A 21973-nucleotide genomic window follows, 5' to 3' on the forward strand; every position below is an offset into this window, starting at 1 on the left:
TCCCTTTCCTAGGATGAGTGTGTTTTTTATGGTATAAGAGATTGAAAATTTAAAATAATTAAAAATAGTATTGATTTTGTTTTTTATGCGAGTATAATGAGTTAACAAATAAACATGAACGAAAAAGTAACGATAAGGACACGAAATCATTTTTACGGTTTACAGAGAGGGAAGCCAAGGGTGTGAGCTTCCTAACACGAGAAATGATTTTACCACCTTTGAACTTCAATAGTGAACGAGTAATCTAGTAATTATTGGCGGTATCAGCCGTTATCTGAACTTGAGCAATCTAGGGAGAAATACGTCTAGATTGGAACAAGGGTGGAACCACGAAAACACATTCGTCCCTTTCCTAGGGATGGGTGTGTTTTTTTACTTTGAAAGGAGGTGCAGTAACATGGAACGATTTGTACGTACGGAAATAACCACCACCTGCATGATTAAAAAGCAGAGTAAGGTGATTGATAGAGATAAATAATAAAATTGTAGGAGGAGATTAGAAGATGAATAACGTTATAAATGTTGGGGTATTAGGTTTAGGTACGGTCGGAAGTGGTGTTGTCCATATTTTGAAAGAACATTATAAAAAAATCGCTCTTGATACAGGATACGAAGTGAAAGTGAAAACAGTCGTTGTACGTGATTTGGAAAAAGAACGCGATGTTTGTATTGACGGAATTGCAGTAACAAGTCATGCAGATGAAGTTCTAAATGATTCAAATATTGATATTGTAGTAGAGGTAATGGGCGGAATTGAAGAAGCAAAACAGCATATTGTTAAGGCTTTACGAAATAAAAAACATGTCGTAACAGCAAATAAAGATTTAATGGCTGTATATGGTGCAGAGCTTCTTCAACTGGCGAACGATAATGATTGTGATTTATGTTACGAAGCGAGTGTAGCGGGCGGTATTCCAGTGTTAAGAGGATTAACGGATGGATTAGCTTCAGATCAAATTGAAAAAATAATGGGAATTGTAAATGGTACAACAAATTATATGTTAACAAAAATGAGTCAAAATGGATGGTCTTATGAAGAGGCTTTACAGGAAGCACAAAAATTAGGCTTTGCAGAATCGGATCCGACAGCAGATGTAGATGGACTAGATGCGGCGAGAAAAGTAGCAATTCTTGCAAACTTAGGTTTTTCGATGAATGTTTCATTAGATGATGTGCAAGTAAGAGGGATTCGAAAGGTCGAAAAAGAAGATTTACAAATGGCTGAAAAGTTAGGATTTACTATGAAGTTAATTGGTAAGGCTGAAAAACAAGGACCAGCCATTCATTTAAGTGTAGAACCGACGCTTTTACCGAGCCAGCATCCATTATCAAATGTGAATAATGAATTTAATGCGGTGTATGTTCATGGCCAAGCGGTAGGAGAAGTAATGTTTTATGGACCCGGGGCTGGGAAGTTACCGACTGGTTCTGCTGTAGTAAGTGATATTATTTCAATCGTTAAAAATATGAATCAAGTTCCGAAAAATAAAAGTGCGTTAAAAGAACCAGTTCCTTATGAATTACAAGGTGATGAAGAAGTAGTTTCGAAATATTTCTTACGTATTTCATTACGAGATGAGCCTGGGATGTTACAGAAAATAACAGAATGTTTCGTTAATTATTCTGTAAGTTTAAAAGAAGTTATTCAATTACCTTTAAACCGTGAACTGGCAGAAGTCGTGGTTGTGACACATCGAACTTCCAAGTATCAATTCGAACGAGTTTTAGAAGCGATAGAAGCTGTCGCAAGTGAAATAAACAGTTACTACATTATTGAGGAGGAAAAACAATATGTATAAAGGACTATTAAAACAGTATGCGTCTTATTTACCGGTGAATGAAAATACACCTGATGTCAGCTTAATGGAAGGAAACACACCACTTATTCCATTATTAAATATATCAAAACAATTAGGGATTCAGCTATATGGTAAGTACGAAGGAGCGAATCCGACAGGTTCTTTTAAAGATCGTGGCATGGTCATGGCAGTTGCTAAGGCGAAAGAAGAAGGTTCAGAAGCAATCATTTGTGCATCAACAGGTAATACATCAGCATCAGCTGCAGCATATGCGGCACGTCTTGGGATGAAATGCATTATCGTAATACCGGAAGGAAAGATTGCACATGGAAAATTAGCACAAGCAGTTGCCTATGGTGCTGAAATCATTTCAATAGAAGGGAATTTCGATGATGCACTTAAGGCTGTAAGAAATATTGCTGCAGAAGAGCCAATTACGTTAGTAAACTCAGTAAATCCTTATCGAATTGAAGGGCAAAAAACGGCAGCATTTGAAATTTGTGACCAATTGCAAAATGCACCAGATGTTCTAGCTATCCCTGTTGGGAACGCAGGAAATATTACAGCATATTGGAAAGGTTTCTGTGAATATGAGAAAGAAAAAGGTTATAAGAAGCCAAGAATTCATGGCTTTGAAGCGGAAGGAGCAGCTGCAATTGTAAAAGGGCATGTAATTGAAGAGCCTGAAACAATTGCAACAGCGATTCGAATCGGTAACCCGGCAAGTTGGTCATACGCAGTAGAGGCTGCTGAGCAGTCTCACGGTGAAATAGATATGGTATCAGATGAAGAAATTTTACATGCGTATAGGTTATTGGCAAAAACTGAAGGAGTTTTCGCTGAACCGGGATCAAATGCTTCATTAGCCGGCGTAATTAAACATGTTGAATCTGGAAAAATCAAAAAGGGAGAAACAGTTGTTGCAGTATTAACTGGAAATGGTTTGAAGGATCCTGATATCGCTATTTCTTCAAATCAACTAGACATCGCAAGTGTGTCAAATGATATAGAACAAATTAAAGATCATATTAAAGGGGTGATTATGTCGTGATACCATTTAGCGTTCGTGTCCCTGCTAGTACGGCGAATGTTGGTCCTGGATTTGATTCAGTTGGAATAGCTTTGTCATTGTATTTAGATGTGGTGGTTAAAGAAAAAGCTGATAAATGGCAAGTAATCCATTCCTTTGAAGAATCAATTCCGACAGACGATAAAAATTTAATCGTTAGCACGGCATGTAAAGTATGTCCTTCTATATCACCCCATATAATAGAAGTTACTAGTAATATCCCATTAACGAGAGGGCTAGGAAGTAGTGCATCAGCAATTGTAGCCGGGATAGAGCTTGCGAATCAACTAGGCAATTTGAACTTAACTGCTGATCAAAAAGTTCAAATTGCTACAAATTTTGAAGGACATCCTGATAATGTTGCTGCTTCTATATTAGGTGGAACTGTAATTGGAGCACTTGATGGAAAGGATGTTTCCGTCGTAAGAATTGAGAGCAAGGAATTGGGTGTAATTTCTCTCATTCCGAATGCAGAATTAAATACAGATGAAAGTCGATCTGTATTACCAAAGATGTTTCCGTTTCATGAGGCAGTTAAAGCTAGTGCGATAAGTAACGTATTAGTAGCTGCATTATGTCAAAAGCGGTGGGAAGTTGTAGGTGAAATGATGGAGAGAGACCATTTTCACGAACCATATCGTTTAGAACTCGTACCATTATTACCATCTATTCGTAAATGCGCAAAAGAATTTGGTGCGTACGGCACAGCACTTAGCGGTGCGGGGCCATCTATTTTTATATTAACGCCATATGAGAAACGTCAAGAAATCGCTGAGCAATTAGCGAGAGTATTTACAGATATGAAAGTATGTGAGCTTGAAATCGACCATAAAGGTATTATTGTAAATAAGGAAGAGCATATTGGAACGTAAAGAAAGCTGGCATGGCTAGCTTTCTTTACGTTGCAAACCTATTTTAAATTAGGTTTTTTCGGAAAAAATATAAAACAAATGTTGATTTTGAATAATGTAAGTAAAGAGTGCATTCATTTTGGAGGTGATTAAATGAATAAAGAGTCACCAGAAGAAAAAAGAGAGCGTATGAGACAAAGTGAATTAAAAAGTAATCCTACGGGTTCTTTACGTGACGGACTCAATAGGGCGGAAACGGGTAGTCCAGTTGATATAGCAGGCGGTATGAATTGGAAAGGTACAGGAATAATCATTTTAGTACTACTTTTAGGATACATTGTATACACTTATTTTTTCAGTTGAAGAATGCTTGTTAAAATTTTGATTTGTTTAGTTTCATAATTGTTGAGAAAAAATGCAGTTACTGTATTACATATCTTCTAAGCGAATTATAGTTGTTCATATCAACTTTTAATACTCCAAACAGAGCTAGCAAAATGCTAGCTCTGTTATTTTTTGCCACATTCCTGTAACAAAGCATCTGTATATTCATTGGTGGAGGTGCAGAGGATGAAAAAAATGATAGCGATATGTCTTCTTACAACTATGTCGTTTTCGACTTTAGTCGGTTGTGACGTAAAAGGTAGTAATGCTGTACAAGAGTCTAAAATAAAGAAAGCGACGTATAAAGATTTTACTTATGATGTAAATCCAGAAACATTCACATTAACTGTAGAACAGGAGGGGGTAAAGGAACAGGCATCACAACCCCTACCGAAAATGAAGGTATCGAATGTAAAAAAAGAAAAGGATCGTACATCGTGGGAATATCCAGATCAAAAAGTAAAAATAAAATTAGAAAAGAAAAAAGACCACTTAAACATTGAAGTGGAATCGACTGGTGCAGAAAGCTTTACATGGCCGAAAGTAGAAGCTGAAAATTATACACTTCCGTTATGGGAGGGTAAGCAAATTCCGAGCAATGATGAGAATTGGAAGAAGTTTTTAAAGGATGATGCATATTCATTTGCTGAATCATTTTCTATGAAGTTTTTCGCATTAAATGGTTCGAAATATTCAATTGTATATATTGCAACGAATATGTTTAATAATGAATTGAAATTTCATTCGGATCCGAAAATAGGATTTGATTTTACACATGAATTTCCGAGCATAAATAAAAATAAAACATATGGATTTCAATTATATGTGACAAATAATGATGCGGTAAGCATTGCTAAACTGTATAAGGATGATATTGTTCGAAAAGGTGAATTTAAAACATTACAAGAAAAGGCTAGAAAAAATAAAGAAATCGAAAAGTTATATGGAGCGGCGCATTTTTATTTTTGGAATCAAAATGGTTTATTAGAAAATAATATAAATTGGCCAAAACTAAGGGAGCAAATAAATAGCCCGCTGTTTAGTCATATAAAAGAACTTATTCAAAAGAATAGTTCCGAGCCTGGGGAACTGAATGTATTGGATCAAGTAAGTAAACAAGATTTCATTGATAAGTATCAAAAAAATGTTATTTTACGTTATATAAACGAAGTATTATCGATGAAGGAATTTTATAAAGAGGATATTTTTCAAAACGTTAATCAGGAAGCTAGTGTGCTATTAAAGAAAGGTGTAGGTCACTTAACGAATACAGAATTGTATAGCTTAAATAAGCATTTATTAAAGTCGCTACTTGGTGATGCGGTTGAAGAGGTAAGTAAATGGGGTAATGCAGATGGAACGGATATATTAAAGGAAATGAAAGAGGCAGGAATAGAAAAAGCATGGATTGGTCTGCCGAACTGGGAACAAGGATTTATGCAACCTAATTTCGTGACAAAAGCTAAGGAAATGGGGTATTTAGTTGGTCCGTATGATTCGTATCATTCCATTCACGAAAAAAGTGATAAAAATTGGAACACAGCATCCTTTAATGACCCGTCATTATATGAAGAGGCTACTGTAACGAAGAAAAACGGAGAAAAGGTGCAAGGCTTTTTAGGAAGAGGTCGCAAGTTAAATCCGACTTTATCGCTGCCTAGTGTAAAGGAACGCATGAATGATATATTACAAAATGGTCCTAAATATAATTCATGGTTTATTGATTGTGATGCGACAGGTGAAATTTACGATGACTATTCAGCGAAACATATAACGACGCAAGAGCAAGATTTAAAAGCACGTTTAAAACGAATGGACTACATTGCGCAAGAAAAGGGTATGGTCGTTGGTTCTGAAGGCGGAAATGATTTTGCTAGTAGTACGATTGCATTTGCACATGGAATTGAAACACCTGTTATTAAATGGGACGATGAAGATATGCGGAAAAATAAAACAAGTCCGTATTATGTCGGTGGATATTGGTCACCAAATCAAAATGTGCCTGAAAAATATGCAAAACAAGTACCATTGAAAGAAGAATATAAACAAGTATATTTAAACCCAGTATATTCGGTACCATTATATAAATTAGTATACAATGATTCCGTTATTACAACGCATCATTGGGAATGGGGAAGTTTAAAGGTAAAAGATGAAGTTGGAAATCGAATGCTGTCTGAATTATTGTATAATGTTCCTCCGTTGTACCATTTAGATGAAGTAGAGTGGAATAAGCATAAAAAAGAAATTACAGAGCATCTAAAAGTTTGGAATGAAGTTCATGAAAAAGCAGTAAAAGAAGAGATGACGAATTTTGCGTATTTGTCAGAAGATAAGCTAGTACAATCTGTTTCTTATGGAAAAGATATTAAAATCATTGTGAACTTCTCAAATGAAGACATGGAAGTAGAAAAAACGAAAATAAAAGCAAAGTCGGCTTACATTGATAATCAGGGGAAGAAAAGCGTGTATACGCCGTTTGAGAAATAATAACGTCAAATATACTGTATTCTTAGAGATTTTATAATTAGCTGGATTCTTTATTCATATCGTTTGTTAAGAAAAAGACATCCTAATTTAAAATGAAAGAGTTAATAAATTTGTAAATTCATATGTTGCGAAGTACTAAATTTTTGAAATTGGTAAATAGTGACTTGCCAAAAATAAGTACGAGAGTATAATGTGAAATGGAATACGTATTGGGTTTAAGTAGTAACCTTACAAAATTGTAAGGTTAGTGAAAGGAAATTCAATATGAAGATAAATAGACTTACATTATACTTGGTAAAGAGAAAGAGAGGCGAATGGGTATGAGCTCTGAATTAGAACAAAATACGAGAAGTAATAAAAAGCGTTCTAAAAGAAAGTTAATAAAATGGTTCATATTAATTCCATTTTTCCTACTTATTTTTGGAGGAGTAGGATATGGTTCGTTTATATATAATAAAGCAAAAGCTGTTGTAAATGATGCGTATGCAAAAATTGATAAGTCATCAAAGCGTGATAAAGAAGTCGAACCTTTAAAGGATAATATTTCAATATTAATCATGGGTGTAGATGGAAGTGAAATGAGAAAAAGCCAATATGGCGAAGCAGTTCGAACAGATGCACTTTTATTAGCAACAATTAATAAAGATGATAAGTCTGTTAAGCTAGTAAGTATTCCACGTGATTCACGTGTTTACATTCCAACTAGAAAAAAATTAGATAAAATTACTCATGCTCACGTATTTGGTGGCGTAGAAAGCACACGCGATACGGTGGAAAGATTTTTGAATGTACCTGTTGATTATTATGTGAAGTTTAACTTTGAATCATTCGTACAAATTGTCGATTCAATTGGTGGTATTGATATTGATGTACCAGTTACTTTCACTGAACAAGATAGTAAAGACCAAGCTGGTATGATCCATTTAGAAAAAGGTTACCAACATTTAAATGGAGAACAAGCTCTTGCACTTGCAAGAACGCGTAAAATTGATAGTGACGCAATGCGTGGACAGAGACAGCAACTTGTAATAGAAGCAATTGCCAAAAAAGCGATGTCTGTTCAATCAATTAGCAAAATGGGCTCTTTACTAGATGCGGTTGATAAAAATATGAAAACGAACTTAACATTTGACGATATGCTTGCCATTACAAAAAATATGGCAGGATCTAATTTGGAAATGGAAAAATTGCAAATAGAAGGTACAGATAAACGTATCGGTGGTATTTATTATTACATTCCAAATGAAAAAAATGTAAAAGATATTTCAAAAAAATTAAATGATCATTTAGGTGTAACGCCAAAATCAGTCCGAAACGAATAATAAAAAAAGATTGGCTTTTGCCAATCTTTTTTTTTGGAATGTATTTGTAACTTTTCTGTAACGATTTTTTAGTTTAGAAAAATTATACTTATATGTATGAGTATAATGGATAGGTAAAAAAGTAAAAGGACATATTCAAAATTTGTGGTAAGGAAAGATATCATATGCAGAAATGGTTAAGCATGATGGGAATTATCTTTATATTGACTGGATGTAAAATGTCTGAAGCTCCAACAAGTCTAATGGAAGCTCCTACAAATGAAAAATGGATTAATGAATTAAAGGAACAAATTGATAAAGATTTACCTGTTAATTATCGCTTACTTACTCCAATGTCTAATAGAGATAAACAGACGACATGGTCAATGAATTTCGAACGAGATAATAAAAAAGAAGCTGTCATCGTATATAAAATACCTAATGAAGATTATCATATATATTTAGCCGTATATGAGAAGAAAAATAATGGATGGAATATGAAGTCAACCTATACATTTGATGGGGAAGAAGTAGATATTGTTGAGGTAGGAGATTTCACAGGGAGTGGAAAAAGAGAACTATTGATAGGAATAACTATCAATCGTGATTTATTAGAAAACACAATGTATGTTTTTTCCAATGAGAGTGACGATATAAAGGAATTTTATAGACAGAAGTATACGAAGTTATTTATAGATGATTTAAACAAAAATGGTTTTAAAGACATAAGCCTTGTTTCGTATATGAAAGATGAACAGTTGAAGGTTCAGTTCATTGAAAAGTTTAAGGTATTGTCAGAGGTTACATTTGATCCGTATATAAATAGTATTCAAAGAATACAAATGGGCCGTATTTCTAAGTCATTAAAGGCAGTTGTAATCGATGCGGGAACAGGGGCTCATTCAGGTATAACTTATGTAGCAAAATTTGATCAGGATCATTATGAAGTATTACCTATAGGTGGGAAAGAAGATTTATTTAATGAATATGTTGTAGAAAGTAAAGATGTTAATGAAGACGGCATTATTGAATTTGTTCGTACTGTACGTCCAAAAGGTTGGGAGGATAAATCACATGGTGATAGTCCGCTTTTTGAACGTTACATACAGTGGAGTGAATCTGGAATTAAACCAATTGAAGAACGATATATAGATATAGAAAAAGGGTATTATGTGAAAATTCCTAAAGAGTTAATAGGGAAAATTACAATACCAGATCAGCAAAAAGAATCAAATTCTCAAAAGTTTTTGGATACAAGAACAAATAAAATATGGCTTGAAGTTCATATTTTTAAGCGGAAAGAATGGTTCAATATAAAAGGCTACAGCGCAGCAATTAAAACGGCTTCTCACGTATATGCAGTACCGAAGCAATCGGAATTTGAAAAAGTGAAAGCATATATAAAACCGCTAGCGGATTATCAACAAGAGTAGGAGGTGGGAATTATGTCAAAAATTTTAGTTTTAGAAGATGAATTAACGATCCGTAGCTTTATTGTTTTAAATTTAAAACGTGCTGGATTTTATGTAATAGAAGCTACTACTGGAGAAGAAGCGTTACAGATTTTGAGTGAACAAACTGTTGATATAGCACTGCTGGATGTAATGTTACCGGGGATTGATGGTTTAGAAGTTTGTAAGGCTATCAGGGAAGAAAATAAAAAAATGGGTATTATTATGTTAACCGCACGTGTACAAGATGAAGATAAGGTGCAAGGACTAGGAATAGGTGCAGATGATTATATTGCAAAACCGTTTAGTCCAGTAGTATTAACTGCACGTATACAGTCTTTATTAAGAAGAATAGAAGTACATGAAGAAAAAACGAATATTGTTACGTCAGGTCCATTTTCGTTAAATATTATAGAAGAAAGATTGTATAAAGATGGACAATTAGTCGATTTAACACCTACAGAGTATATGATATTACAGTATTTAATGAATCAGGCTTCAAAGCCAGTTTCGCGTGATGAAATTTTAAATATGATTTGGGGAACCAATTACGTAGGTGAGACGAAAGTAGTAGATGTAAATATGAGACGGTTACGTCAAAAGATAGAATGTAATCCATCAGAACCTGAATTTATTCTTACGGTGTGGGGAAAAGGATATGTGTGGAAGGAAAGCATAAGATGAAACGGAAAGTGACTTTATATTTTATGACGGTCATTACACTTATGCTTGTATTATTTGAAGTTGTATTTTCAGTCTCAATTTATCGATACTATTATAATGGTATTGTGCAATATATAGAGTCTCATGCAAAAACGAGTACACGTTTTTTTTCAGAATACAATTCACTATACTTTATTCGATTACAAGAATATAGTGGTGACATAATTAGTAGCTTTCAATTAGAAGGAACAGAATTACAGTTAATTGATCGTCATGGCTCGGTTATACAATCTTCAAGTGGTGAAAAGGTAGAAGGTAAAGTGAATATTCCGCAATCATTATTAGAAGGTGAAATGTATAACCAAGTTACTATGAAAGGTAATAAAAAACAACTAGAGGTGCTAAGTCCACTTATACATCAAGGACAAACTATTGGTGTTTTAAAATATACGACTGTTTTAACAAATGTAAATAAAAAGATTATTGAAATTATTACGTTTACTATTTCTGTAGGTATTGTTATTTCGGGAGTCGTCTTCTTAATTAGTAGACGTTTGGCAAATTCATTTGTTGAGCCAATTGAATCTATTATTCAGGCCTCTTCACAAATTGCAGAAGGCACATTAAAGCAAAAAATTAAAGAAGATTATCCTGGAGAATTAGGTGACTTGGCACATAGTTTAAATTATATGGCCTATAAAATAGATAAGGCTGAGCAGATGAAAAATGAATTCATTGCTTCTATTTCGCACGAAATACGAACGCCTTTAACAGGAATTAAAGGTTGGAGTGAGACGTTAAAAACAGTAGATCATTTAACAGAAGAAGAAATAAAGCAAGGTATGGGCATTATTTCAGGTGAGACAGATAGATTGATTCATTTAGTAGAAGAATTGCTAGATTTTTCAAGATTACAATCAAATCATTTTAATTTATATAAACAAAAGGTTCAATTGTACGATATACTAGAGGAGACGATTTGGCAATTAACTCCTAAATCGGAAGAGAAGGAAATTCAATTTATTACTACTATAGACCGAATTGAATTGATGGGAGATCGAAATAGGCTAAAGCAAGTTTTCTTGAATATTGTTCAAAATGCAATTAAGTATTCACATAAAAAAAGTACAATATACATTGAAGCGACTAAAATAGAAGGACAAGCAGTGATTAAGGTAAGAGACGAAGGGATTGGAATTGCTAAAGAACATTTACCATATATTGAGCAATCATTTTACCAAATTAATAATCATGCTGCAGGTGCAGGTATTGGTTTAGCTATCGTTAAAAAAATGGTAGAGCTTCATGGCGGTGCGTTTAGTGTTACAAGCAAAGAAGGAATAGGAACAACAATTTTGATAAAACTCCCATTATAATACAAATAAAATCTATTTATATAGTGAAATAAAAATAAATAGATGTATAATTATATTGGGCGATTTATATATAAGATTAATAGGGAGAGGAATTCGATAGAATGGAAAAAGCTTTAAAAATTAAACAAATAGTAGTCGTTTTAATAGCGATTGCCGCAGTAGCTATTGGGTATTACATGTTTCAATCAATTACTTCACCAGCAAAAGCTGTTGCGAAACAAGAAAATGTAGTGCAGCTTGCAAGTGAACAGCCGAAAGTTGAAATGAATAAAACGGCACCAAGTCGTTTTAATGGAAAAGAAAGAAAAGTTGCTTATCTTACATTTGACGATGGGCCAGGGAAATATACGGCCGAATTATTAAATACGCTAAAACAACATGATGCGAAGGCAACGTTCTTTTTAATTGGAGCAAATGTAAAAGAATTTCCTGATTTAGTGAAACGTGAAAATGCTGAGGGTCATTATGTAGGCATGCATAGTATGACACATAATTTCGCAAAGTTATATAAAAATGGCGAGTATGTAAATGAGATGAAAGAAGATCAAGGTTTAATCGCTAATATTATTGGGAAATCACCTAAATTAACACGTCCTCCGTATGGTTCGATGCCTGGATTGAATGAAGGTCTTCGAAATAAAGTGGTAGAAGGCGGATTTAAAGTATGGGATTGGACAATTGATTCATTAGATTGGAAATACAATAAAATGCCAGTTGATGCAGCTGCAGCACAAATTGCTCAAAACGTATTAACAAATGCAACAAAACCACAAGAAGTTATTTTAATGCATGATATTCACCCGCAATCAGTTGCTGCTGTGCCAGCAATTTTAAAGGGACTAAAAGAAAAAGGTTATGAGTTTGAAGCTTATCATGAAGAGAGTCACTTCCCAGTGAACTTTTGGCATGATAACCGTATGTAATGGAGGAATGAACGTTGAAGTATGGAAAAGTAGCAGTAGTTGGAGCATTATCAGTAGGACTTTTAACAGGTTGTTTCGGTGAAAAGCCAGAAGAAAATCTATATACAGCTTTTGAAACAGCAGCAACACAAGAAAAATCTTTAGTGGATGAAGCAAAAAAATTAGAGCAGTTAGAGAAACAAGGACAAGAATTATATGCTCAAATTTTGCAAGAAGGTAAAGATCATAATGAAGCAGTTGTGAAGAAAATAGAGCAAGCTACTGCAAATGTAGATGATCGTGAAAAAGTATTAAAAAGTGAGAAAGAAATGCTAGAAAAAGCACAGAAGGAAACGAAATCTGTTCAAAGTAATATAGAGAAGATTGAAGATAAGAAGTTACAAAAACAAGCAAAAGCAGTAGAAGAGTCGTATAAGAATCGTTATGATGCATTCCAAAAAATGAATGAAAATTACACGAAAGTGTTAGCGACTGAAAAAGAACTGTATGAAAAATTAAAAGTAAAAGAAACGAAATTAAAAGAAATCGGTGAAAGAGTTAAAACTGTTAATGAATTAAATGTGGAAACACAAAAGTCGAAAGAGCAGTTTAACAAATTTACAAAAGAGTATAATGACAGTAAATTAGCATTCTACAAAGGTGCAGAAATTAAGATTAAAGATCAGAAATAAAGAAGAATCTAAAGTGTAATAAAAAGCCGGAGAAACATCGTTATAAATGTTTTTTCGGTTTTTTTACGTTAAATGAATAGAAAAGACTAGAATTGATATCATAAAAGAGTTATAGTGAGTTATTCTAAGGGAAACATTGTAAAGTAAGGAGAATGGAAATATGTCATATGAATTTTTACTCAAATTAGGTTTAGCACTCTTTTTAGGATTATTCATCGGGATAGATAGGCAGCTAAAGAATAAACCACTTGGTGTGAAAACAAGTATGGTTATTTCTGTAGCAAGTTGTTTAATTACGATGGTTTCAATTGAATCTGTGCATGTATATTCTGTTCCAGGACATACAAATATGGATCCGATGCGACTGGCTGCTCAAATTGTTAGTGGAATTGGTTTTCTTGGCGCAGGTGTCATTTTACGAAGAAGCAATGACGTTATTTCTGGATTAACAACAGCTTCTATGGTGTGGGCTGCTTCAGCTTTAGGAATCGCAATTGGTGCGGGATTTTATTTACAAGCGACAGTTGCTATGGTTTTAATTATTTTAGCGATTAATGTACTTCCGCAACTTGTGAAAATTGCAGGACCGTATTCATTAAGACAAAAGGATTTATCTATAAAAATTACTGTTAAAGAGCATCATGAGTTAGATGGTATATTTAAGCAAATTAAAAATTTAGGCATGCATGTGAAACGCGTGAAAATTAAAGATATAGATAGTGGAGCATTTCAGCAACTAGAGATGGTTATTTTAGCTCCAGAAGATTTATATACAACAGAGTTATATAGTTCCCTGAAAGAGATTGATCGAGTAGTTTCAGTTGAAGTGGAAAGTAGATAATTGTGATAAAAAAGAGTGAAGTGAATTCACTCTTTTTTATTTGGATTTTTAAGGAATGAAATTGATATAATGATGAGTAACAAGGGGGAGAAATGATGGGAATACATATTAGAAGAGCAATAAAGGATGATATACCAGGTATAGCAAAGGTGCATGTTGATAGTTGGAAAACAACTTATAAAGGTATATTTGCTGACGAAATTCTAGATAATATAGCATATGAGAAACGAGAAAAACAATGGGAAGATATTTTTCAAAAAGAAGGTAATCATCAATTTAGATTTGTAGCAGAGAATTTAAGTGGAGAAATAGTTGGATTCATCGATGGGGGAGTAGAAAGAACTGGCACATATAATTGTGATGGAGAATTATATGCAATCTACCTTTTACAAGAGTATCAAGGAATGAAAATAGGACAAAAGTTATTTCAAGCTTTATTATCGGATTGTATAAACAATAATATGCAATCACTTTTAGTTTGGATTGTTACGAATAATCCTTCTAAAAAGTTTTATGAAAAATTTAACCCTGAAAAAATTGATACGAAATTTTTAGAGAGAGTAAGGAGAGAAGAAACAGCGTATTGTTGGAGAGATTTGAATTTGTTACAAAAACAAACAGCTATATAGATTGATACATATAATAATATTATGTAAATATATCGTAGGGAAAGGTATACCTCATTTGGTGTACCTTTTTATTAATCCATCAAAAAATGGATTAATAAAAAATAGTAGGTAATTAGTTTGAAGGCAAGAATTTTTCTAGTGTACTTTTAACTAGATTAAAGAAAAGAAAGAAAAAAAGAAAAATTTAATTTCATAAAAAAATTCTGAAATATACTCTTGAATTGAATATCATTATCAATTAGAATCATAATTGATAACGATGTTCAATTATCAATTGTAATATGAAATTCTCATAGCGTTAATATAAAGAGGAGGACCAACATGCAGCATGCGAAACAAATCGCAGAACATGCAACATTACAAAGCTTTTTAAACTGTTATTTAAGAGAAACAGGGAGTGGAGAATGGATTACAGAGGATGAAAGAATGAAAAGTATCTTCAGTAATACGTTGAATAGAGATACAGTCCCCACATATTTATGTTGTCGGCTATCGGCACAGAACGTTACTTTGTATGGAGAAGTTATATATAAATCATCAACAGATCGCCATTTGTTTGGAGAACAATTTTATTATCAAATTGGAGATAGTAATTCTGTTATTACAGCAGATTACGTTACAGTTATTACGTTTTTAATAAAAGAGATGTCTATCAACTACGGAGAAGGAACGAATCCTGCGGAACTTATGCTTCGAGTTATCCGTAGTTGTCAAAATATTGAGGAATTTACAAAAGAGAGAATAGAAGATACATCCGCATTATACGGTTTTCATACAACTTTTATAGAAGCGGAGCAATCTTTATTATTTGGGCATTTAACTCATCCTACACCAAAGAGTAGACAGGGGATATTGGATTGGAAAAGTGCAATGTATTCTCCAGAATTAAAAGGAGAATGTCAGCTTCATTATTTTCGGGCACATAAAAGTATAGTAAATGAAAAATCATTATTATCAGATTCTACAACAATGATTATAAAAGAAGAATTAAGTAATGATGAGATGGTTAGTAAGGAATTTATAGCGAAGTACTGTAAGGAAGATCAATATGCATTAATTCCAATTCATCCGCTTCAGGCAGAATGGCTCTTGCATCAAGCTTACGTACAAGATTGGATAGTTCAAGAATTGCTTGAGTATATTGGTCCTGTAGGTAAGTATTATATGGCAACATCATCACTAAGGACGCTATATCATCCCGATTCGAAGTATATGCTTAAGTTTTCATTTCCGGTGAAAGTAACGAATTCAATGCGTATTAATAAACTGAAAGAACTTGAGAGTGGTCTTGAAGGGAAGGAAATGTTAAATACGGCTATTGGTGAAGTACGAGAAAGATTTCCAGGATTTGATTTTATTTGTGATCCAGCCTTTATTACATTAAATTATGGAACACAAGAATCTGGATTTGAAGTGATTATTCGCGAGAACCCTTTTTATAGTGAACATGCAAATGACGCAACATTAATTGCTGGACTAGTTCAAGACGCTATACCTGGAGAGCGTACGCGGTTATCGAATATTATTCATCGTCTAGCAGATTTAGAAAGTAAAAGCTGTGAAGAAGTAAGCTTAGAGTGGTTTAGACGATATATGAATATTTCTTTAAAGCCAATGGTATGGATGTATTTACAGTATGGTGTTGCATTAGAAGCTCATCAGCAAAATAGTGTTGTTCAGCTAAAAGATGGTTATCCGTTCAAATATTATTTCCGTGATAATCAAGGATTTTATTTCTGTAATTCAATGAAAGAGATGCTTAATAATGAATTAGCTGGTATTGGAGAACGTACTGGAAATTTATATGACGACTATATTGTGGATGAGAGATTTCGTTACTACTTAATTTTCAATCATATGTTTGGCCTCATTAATGGTTTTGGCACAGCAGGATTAATTAAGGAGGAAATTCTTCTTTCGGAATTAAGGTCTGTACTTGAATCATTCCTTCCATATAACCGGGAACCTTCTACATTTTTAAGAGAATTATTGGACGAAGATAAGTTAGCGTGTAAAGCAAATTTACTAACGAGATTTTTCGATGTCGATGAGTTAAGTAATCCATTAGAGCAAGCAATCTATGTGCAAGTACATAATCCACTCGTTAGAGAAGTGGCTGTTCGTTCATAAATAGAGTTAAAATTTCACGTAATACAAATAATGGTATTTTGTCATAAGGTGGAGGGTTTTATGAGAGTGGACATGTATCATACGAAAGTATTGAAGGCGCTCGAATCAGAAGATTACATTTCAGTACGAAGAAGAGTGCTACGTCAATTAGTAGAATCGTTAATTTATGAGGGGATTATTACACCGGTTCGCATAGAAAAAGAAGAACAAATTCTTTTTATAATACAAGGACATGATGAAGAAGACAAAAGTGTCACGTACAAATGCTATGGCAGGGAACGGATGACATTTGGACGTATTTCGTTAGACTCATTAATAGTAAGAGTCCAAGATGAACAGCAAGAAATACAATCTGTCTCGCAATTTCTAGAAGAAGTTTTTCGGGTTACTAGTGTAGAACAAGCTAAATTAGATTCTTTTATGCACGAATTAGAACAAACAATATTTAAAGACACGATTGCACAATATGAAAGAAATAATAAGAGAGAATACACTCAAAAATCTTACGATGAGTTTGAAAGTCAATTAATAGACGGCCATCCATATCACCCTAGTTATAAAGCACGTGTTGGATTTCAATATCGTGACAATTTTCAATATGGTTATGAATTTATGCAGCCAATAAAACTCATATGGATTGCAGCGCATAAGAATTATGCGGCTGTAGGTTATGAGAATGAAGTGATGTATAACAACCTTTTAAAAGAGGAGATTGGCGATCGTAAATTAGAAGAGTTTATGGAACGAATTCGTAATAAGGGATGTAATCCAAAACAGTACGTGTTTATACCTGTTCACCCATGGCAGTGGGAGAATTTCATCATTTCAAATTATGCGGATCATATACAGGGTAAATTTATTATTTATTTAGGAACATCAGAGGACGATTATTGCGCGCAACAGTCAATGAGAACGTTAAGAAATATTACTAGTCCAAAGAAACCGTACGTTAAGTTATCGATGAATTTACTCAACACTTCAACACTTCGTACGCTGAAACCATACTCTGTTGTGAGTGCACCAGTAATATCAAATTGGTTAAATGATGTTGTAAGTAATGACGCCTATTTAATGGATGAAGCACGTTTAATCTTGTTAAGTGAGTTTTCAAGTGTAACGTATGACACGAATAAGAAAGCTATATATGGTTCATTAGGATGTATTTGGCGCGAAAGCGTTCATAAGTATTTAGATGCACAAGAGGATGCAATTCCTTTTAATGGTTTATACGCTAAAGAGAAAGATGGTACACCAATTATTGATGCGTGGTTGAATAAATATGGAATGAAGGATTGGCTACAATTACTTATTCAAAAAGCGATAATACCAGTTATACATCTTGTTGTAGAGCATGGCATCGCACTGGAATCACATGGACAAAATATGATTCTAGTTCATAAAGAAGGGGTGCCTGTTCGTATTGCGTTAAAGGATTTTCATGAAGGGCTTGAGTTTTATCGTCCATATTTGAAAGAAGTTGACAAATGTCCCGACTTTACTAAAATGCATAAAACATATGCGAATGGAAAAATGAATGATTTCTTTGAAATGGATGGCATTGAATGTTTGCAAGAGATGGTGTTAGATGCACTATTCCTGTTTAATTTAGGAGAATTAGCATTCGTACTTGCGGATGAATATGGATTGAAAGAAGAACATTTTTGGATGATGGTTGTTGAAGAAATTGAAAATCATTTAAGAATATATCCACATTTGAAAGGTAGATTTGAAAATATTCAATTATATGCACCTACATTCTATGCTGAACAATTAACGAAACGTCGATTATATATGGATGTGGAATCGCTTGTTCATGAAGTTCCAAATCCATTGTATAGAGTAAGACAACTTATGAAACAAAAATCAGCTGTTACAGGGGGAAATTATGCTAATCATTAATAAACAAGAGTATAGCAAAAGTGATTTTGAATTGAGATTACAAGTTTATGAGGAAATGGAACAATTTCAAGAAGCAGAAGGAAATAGATTTGCACTTTGTCTGAAAGATCCATTCGATATTATTACGCTTGTGTTTTTCTTAAAAGAAAAGAAATCATCAGTATTACTTATACATGAAGATACGCCAAACGAAACGGCTATTGAAATGGCAAAGCGTGCAAATTGTGTAGGAGTTTTATATGGAGAATATGGCGATTTTACAAAATTAGAAGTAGAGAACTTTTTACTAGAAGAGCCTTCTTTATTGCAATATAGTTCGGGAACTACGGGAGAACCGAAACTGATTCGTAGAGCATGGACGGAAGTTGATACAGAAATTACTGCCTATAATGAAGCTTTAAACTGTGAAGTAGATGAAGTGCCAATCGTTATGGCTCCTGTTTCACATTCATACGGACTAATATGTGGTACGTTATCAGCAATTACGAGGGGGAGCAAGCCTGTAATCATTACGAACAAAAATCCTAAATTCGCATTAAATATAGTTCGCAATACAGAAAAACATATTATATATGCAGTACCACTTATGTTACACATTATGGGGAGTTTTCCATTAGGAACGTTCCAGTTTCATAAAATTATGACATCAGGATCGCCTTTGCCAGAAGCACTATTTTATAAACTAAAAAAAATGACAACATATATGATGCAGCAATACGGTTGTTCTGAAGCAGGTTGTATTAGTATATGTCATGATATGAAGAGCCATTTAGATTTAGGAAACCCTCTACCTCATGCGAGTATAAGCATAGGTTCAGATGAAAATGCACCGGAAGAAATCGTCGTGAAAATGAATGATAAGGAAATTTTCACGAAAGATTTAGGTTATAAATCTGAGCGTGGCATTCATTTTATGGGGCGTATGGACGATGTAATTAATGTTTCAGGATTAAAAGTCTTTCCTATAGAGGTAGAAGAAACGATGCTTCGATTGGAAGGTGTTCAAGAGGCAATTGTATATCGTGGGAAACATCCTGTGATGGGCGAAATAGTTAAAGCGAAAGTGATCTCTCATGTTGATCCAGTACAAATAAGAGAATGGTGTATTCGGCACTTACCTTCTTATAAAGTTCCGCATGAAATTGAAAGTGTAAATGAAATTCCTAAAAATAAAACTGGAAAAGTAAGTAGAAAGTTACTAGAGATGGGAGAGGTTACAACATGAGACGGGAAGCGTTAAAGAATGCCGTATTAAAAATTATGATAGAAAAAATGGAACTGAAAAATGTAACGCATTTAGAAGAAACGATGCGCTTAAATCAAGATTTATATATAGATTCGGTAATGATGTTACAGCTTATTGTATACATAGAAATGGATGTAAAGTTATGCGTTCCAGAGGATGAGGTAGATCCAAAGGCATTTCTTACTGTAGGATCTTTGCTTGATTTTATGGAGGAGTTACAGCCGTTACAGGAAGTAAATGTGAATAACTAACCTTTAGGAAAGTGGATGAGAGTATGACTTCAATTAAAGTGCACTGTTTAGTGAGTTGTTTTTGTGAAATTATAAAAAGGCGTAGCGACATTGATTTTCGTCCATTTTATTTTGGACTATGGGATGGAGATTTTGATATAACAGAAGGCGGAATTATTTCATATCACTCTGAAAACATTAACCATGATCATTATTTACTTTGGTTTGAAAAATTGTACGGTATTAAAGTAAACGAATGGTATGATCATGCAAAAGATAAAGATAGCAATGTAGAAACGTTTTTAGAATTAGTAGAAAACAAGCCGGAAAATCGTTATGTCATTGTAATGGTTGATATGTCTCTATTACCAGAGAGGGAAAATAAATTTCATCAAAAACCGTTTCCACATTATTTAATGATATCAAAAACAGAGAAAGAAGAAGAGTGGTTCATGCTAGATCCTGATTTTCGTTGGGAAGGAAATATGGAAAGAGAAAAAGTACTTCACTCTATTCAAGATAACCCATTTGGTGGAGGTTATTTCATTGATATAGAAGGAATTGGGGAGCCAACGCAAGAAACAGTAGCTAATTATTTCACAGAAACATTCAAAAAGAACGACAATGAACTGACTATGGAACTGAAAAATTTAATTGTAAAAATGGCAAATGAGGAAGAAGGATATGCGCTTTCTGGACTTGTAGCAGCAGTAAAACAAATACCAGTACTTGCAATTCGTAAATATAGTTATGAGCATGCCTTTGCATACTTCCGTGAAACGTTGCAATATTCGGAGCAAGAATTTGATTATTGGTGTGATCGGGTAGAGGATATTGTACAAGGATTTACAAATGTACAGTATCGTGCAATTAAAATGGCAATGACGAATAATAAAGGTATGCTAGTATCGATTATTGAAAAACTGGATGAAATGAATGCAATTGAACTGCAAATTAAGAAGGAATTAGAGAGACAGTTTCTATCATGGAAAGGTATGAAAACAAATCAATCTGTCGCAACTCTTTAATAAGCTAACTGAATTTAAGATAGGGGAGTTTAATACTATGAAATATTCGCTATGTACCATTTCATTTCGTCATCAATTAATTTCATTTACTGATATTGTTCAATTTGCATATGAAAACGGTTTTGAAGGAATTGAATTATGGGGGACGCATGCACAAAATTTGTACATGCAAGAACGTGAAACGACAGAACGAGAATTGAATTTTCTAAAGGATAAAAACTTAGAAATTACGATGATAAGTGATTACTTAGATATATCATTATCAGCAGATTTTGAAAAAACGATAGAGAAAAGTGGACAACTTGTAGTACTAGCTAATTGGTTTAATACGAATAAAATTCGCACGTTTGCTGGGCAAAAAGGGAGCAATGACTTCTCGGAACAAGAGAGAAAAGAGTATGTGAAGCGAATACGTAAGATTTGTGATGTGTTTGCTCAGCACAATATGTATGTGCTGTTAGAAACACATCCCAATACACTAACGGACACATTGCCTTCTACTATAGAACTATTAGAAGAAGTAAATCATCCGAATTTAAAAATAAATCTTGATTTTCTTCATATATGGGAGTCTGGCGCAGATCCAATAGACAGTTTCCAGCGATTAAAGCCGTGGACACTACATTACCATTTTAAGAATATATCTTCAGCGGATTATTTGCATGTGTTTGAACCTAATAATGTATATGCTGCAGCAGGAAGTCGTATTGGTATGGTTCCGTTATTTGAAGGTATTGTAAATTATGATGAGATTATTCAGGAAGTGAGAGGTACGGATCTTTTTGCTTCCTTAGAATGGTTTGGACATAATTCAAAAGAGATATTAAAAGAAGAAATGAAAGTATTAATAAATAGAAAATTAGAAGTAGTAACTTCGTAATGTGAAATGATGTTAGAGTCTCGTTTTAGAGGCTCTTTTTTTATGGTAAGAAATAACCAAAAATTTCCATGTATTTTAATTTGAATTTAACACAATTTATATATAAATAAGG

The 21973-nt window shown here is 33.6% G+C and carries 19 protein-coding genes and 2 other annotated features (1 of these 21 running past the window's edge); all 19 genes read left to right on the top strand.

The window, feature by feature from the left end; all coding sequences use genetic code 11:
* Positions 1–8, top strand: a binding site (T-box leader); it begins 220 nt to the left of the window's first position.
* A gap of 112 nt (positions 9–120) precedes the next feature.
* Positions 121–352: a binding site (T-box leader), on the top strand.
* A gap of 151 nt (positions 353–503) precedes the next feature.
* The 19 genes from AXW78_RS09560 to AXW78_RS09650 all read left to right on the top strand — a co-directional run bounded on the left by AXW78_RS09560 (position 504) and on the right by AXW78_RS09650 (position 21861).
* Positions 504–1799 (top strand): homoserine dehydrogenase, encoded by a 1296-nt coding sequence (locus AXW78_RS09560; protein ID WP_001066901.1) that lies wholly within the window; start codon positions 504–506, stop codon positions 1797–1799.
* Positions 1792–2850, top strand: coding sequence for a threonine synthase (gene thrC / locus AXW78_RS09565; protein WP_000276435.1), 1059 nt, complete (start codon positions 1792–1794; stop codon positions 2848–2850). The genes AXW78_RS09560 and thrC overlap by 8 nt, the downstream gene beginning before the upstream one ends.
* Complete coding sequence (thrB, locus tag AXW78_RS09570; protein ID WP_000612100.1) at positions 2847–3740, top strand: homoserine kinase; 894 nt, start codon at positions 2847–2849, stop codon at positions 3738–3740. Before thrC ends, thrB begins: the two co-directional genes overlap by 4 nt.
* A gap of 132 nt (positions 3741–3872) precedes the next feature.
* The gene (locus tag AXW78_RS09575) at positions 3873–4082 is read left to right on the top strand and encodes a DUF6366 family protein (protein ID WP_001031483.1); all 210 of its coding nucleotides are present in this window, start codon (positions 3873–3875) and stop codon (positions 4080–4082) included.
* A 207-nt stretch (positions 4083–4289) separates the two neighbouring features.
* Complete coding sequence (locus AXW78_RS09580; RefSeq protein WP_061884072.1) at positions 4290–6593, top strand: glycoside hydrolase; 2304 nt, start codon at positions 4290–4292, stop codon at positions 6591–6593.
* A gap of 320 nt (positions 6594–6913) precedes the next feature.
* Positions 6914–7915 (top strand): LCP family protein, encoded by a 1002-nt coding sequence (locus AXW78_RS09585; RefSeq protein ID WP_061884842.1) that lies wholly within the window; start codon positions 6914–6916, stop codon positions 7913–7915.
* A 164-nt stretch (positions 7916–8079) separates the two neighbouring features.
* Positions 8080–9327 (top strand): hypothetical protein, encoded by a 1248-nt coding sequence (locus AXW78_RS09590; RefSeq protein ID WP_061884073.1) that lies wholly within the window; start codon positions 8080–8082, stop codon positions 9325–9327.
* 12 nt (positions 9328–9339) lie between these two features.
* Positions 9340–10029 carry a response regulator transcription factor gene (locus AXW78_RS09595; protein WP_061884074.1) on the top strand — a complete coding sequence of 230 codons (690 nt, stop codon included), beginning with the start codon at positions 9340–9342 and terminating at the stop codon, positions 10027–10029.
* A complete protein-coding gene (locus AXW78_RS09600; RefSeq protein ID WP_061884075.1) occupies positions 10026–11384 on the top strand; it encodes a sensor histidine kinase in 1359 nt (452 codons plus the stop codon). The genes AXW78_RS09595 and AXW78_RS09600 overlap by 4 nt, the downstream gene beginning before the upstream one ends.
* Positions 11385–11485: 101 nt before the next feature.
* A complete protein-coding gene (locus AXW78_RS09605; protein WP_000409482.1) occupies positions 11486–12307 on the top strand; it encodes a peptidoglycan-N-acetylglucosamine deacetylase in 822 nt (273 codons plus the stop codon).
* A gap of 14 nt (positions 12308–12321) precedes the next feature.
* Complete coding sequence (locus tag AXW78_RS09610; protein ID WP_000873567.1) at positions 12322–12978, top strand: YkyA family protein; 657 nt, start codon at positions 12322–12324, stop codon at positions 12976–12978.
* A 160-nt stretch (positions 12979–13138) separates the two neighbouring features.
* A complete protein-coding gene (locus AXW78_RS09615; RefSeq protein ID WP_000119510.1) occupies positions 13139–13819 on the top strand; it encodes an MgtC/SapB family protein in 681 nt (226 codons plus the stop codon).
* Positions 13820–13911: 92 nt separating this feature from the next.
* A complete protein-coding gene (locus AXW78_RS09620) occupies positions 13912–14448 on the top strand; it encodes a GNAT family N-acetyltransferase (protein ID WP_003300898.1) in 537 nt (178 codons plus the stop codon).
* A 321-nt stretch (positions 14449–14769) separates the two neighbouring features.
* Positions 14770–16578: an IucA/IucC family protein gene (locus AXW78_RS09625; RefSeq protein WP_061884076.1), complete on the top strand. Its 1809-nt coding sequence runs from the start codon at positions 14770–14772 to the stop codon at positions 16576–16578.
* A 60-nt stretch (positions 16579–16638) separates the two neighbouring features.
* Positions 16639–18477: an IucA/IucC family protein gene (locus tag AXW78_RS09630; RefSeq protein ID WP_001261815.1), complete on the top strand. Its 1839-nt coding sequence runs from the start codon at positions 16639–16641 to the stop codon at positions 18475–18477.
* Positions 18464–19702, top strand: a complete 1239-nt coding sequence (locus tag AXW78_RS09635; RefSeq protein ID WP_000905504.1) for an AMP-binding protein — start codon at positions 18464–18466, stop codon at positions 19700–19702. Before AXW78_RS09630 ends, AXW78_RS09635 begins: the two co-directional genes overlap by 14 nt.
* Positions 19699–19974, top strand: coding sequence for a petrobactin biosynthesis protein AsbD (gene asbD / locus AXW78_RS09640; RefSeq protein ID WP_001250562.1), 276 nt, complete (start codon positions 19699–19701; stop codon positions 19972–19974). Before AXW78_RS09635 ends, asbD begins: the two co-directional genes overlap by 4 nt.
* Positions 19975–19997: 23 nt before the next feature.
* On the top strand, positions 19998–20981 hold the full coding sequence (locus AXW78_RS09645) for a DUF6005 family protein (RefSeq protein WP_000200703.1): 984 nt from the start codon (positions 19998–20000) through the stop codon (positions 20979–20981).
* 37 nt (positions 20982–21018) lie between these two features.
* Positions 21019–21861, top strand: a complete 843-nt coding sequence (locus AXW78_RS09650; RefSeq protein ID WP_061884077.1) for a sugar phosphate isomerase/epimerase family protein — start codon at positions 21019–21021, stop codon at positions 21859–21861.
* The last annotated feature ends 112 nt before the right edge of the window (positions 21862–21973 follow it).

It is taken from the genome of Bacillus thuringiensis, assembly GCF_001595725.1.
In the GTDB taxonomy this organism is placed as follows: domain Bacteria; phylum Bacillota; class Bacilli; order Bacillales; family Bacillaceae_G; genus Bacillus_A; species Bacillus_A thuringiensis_K.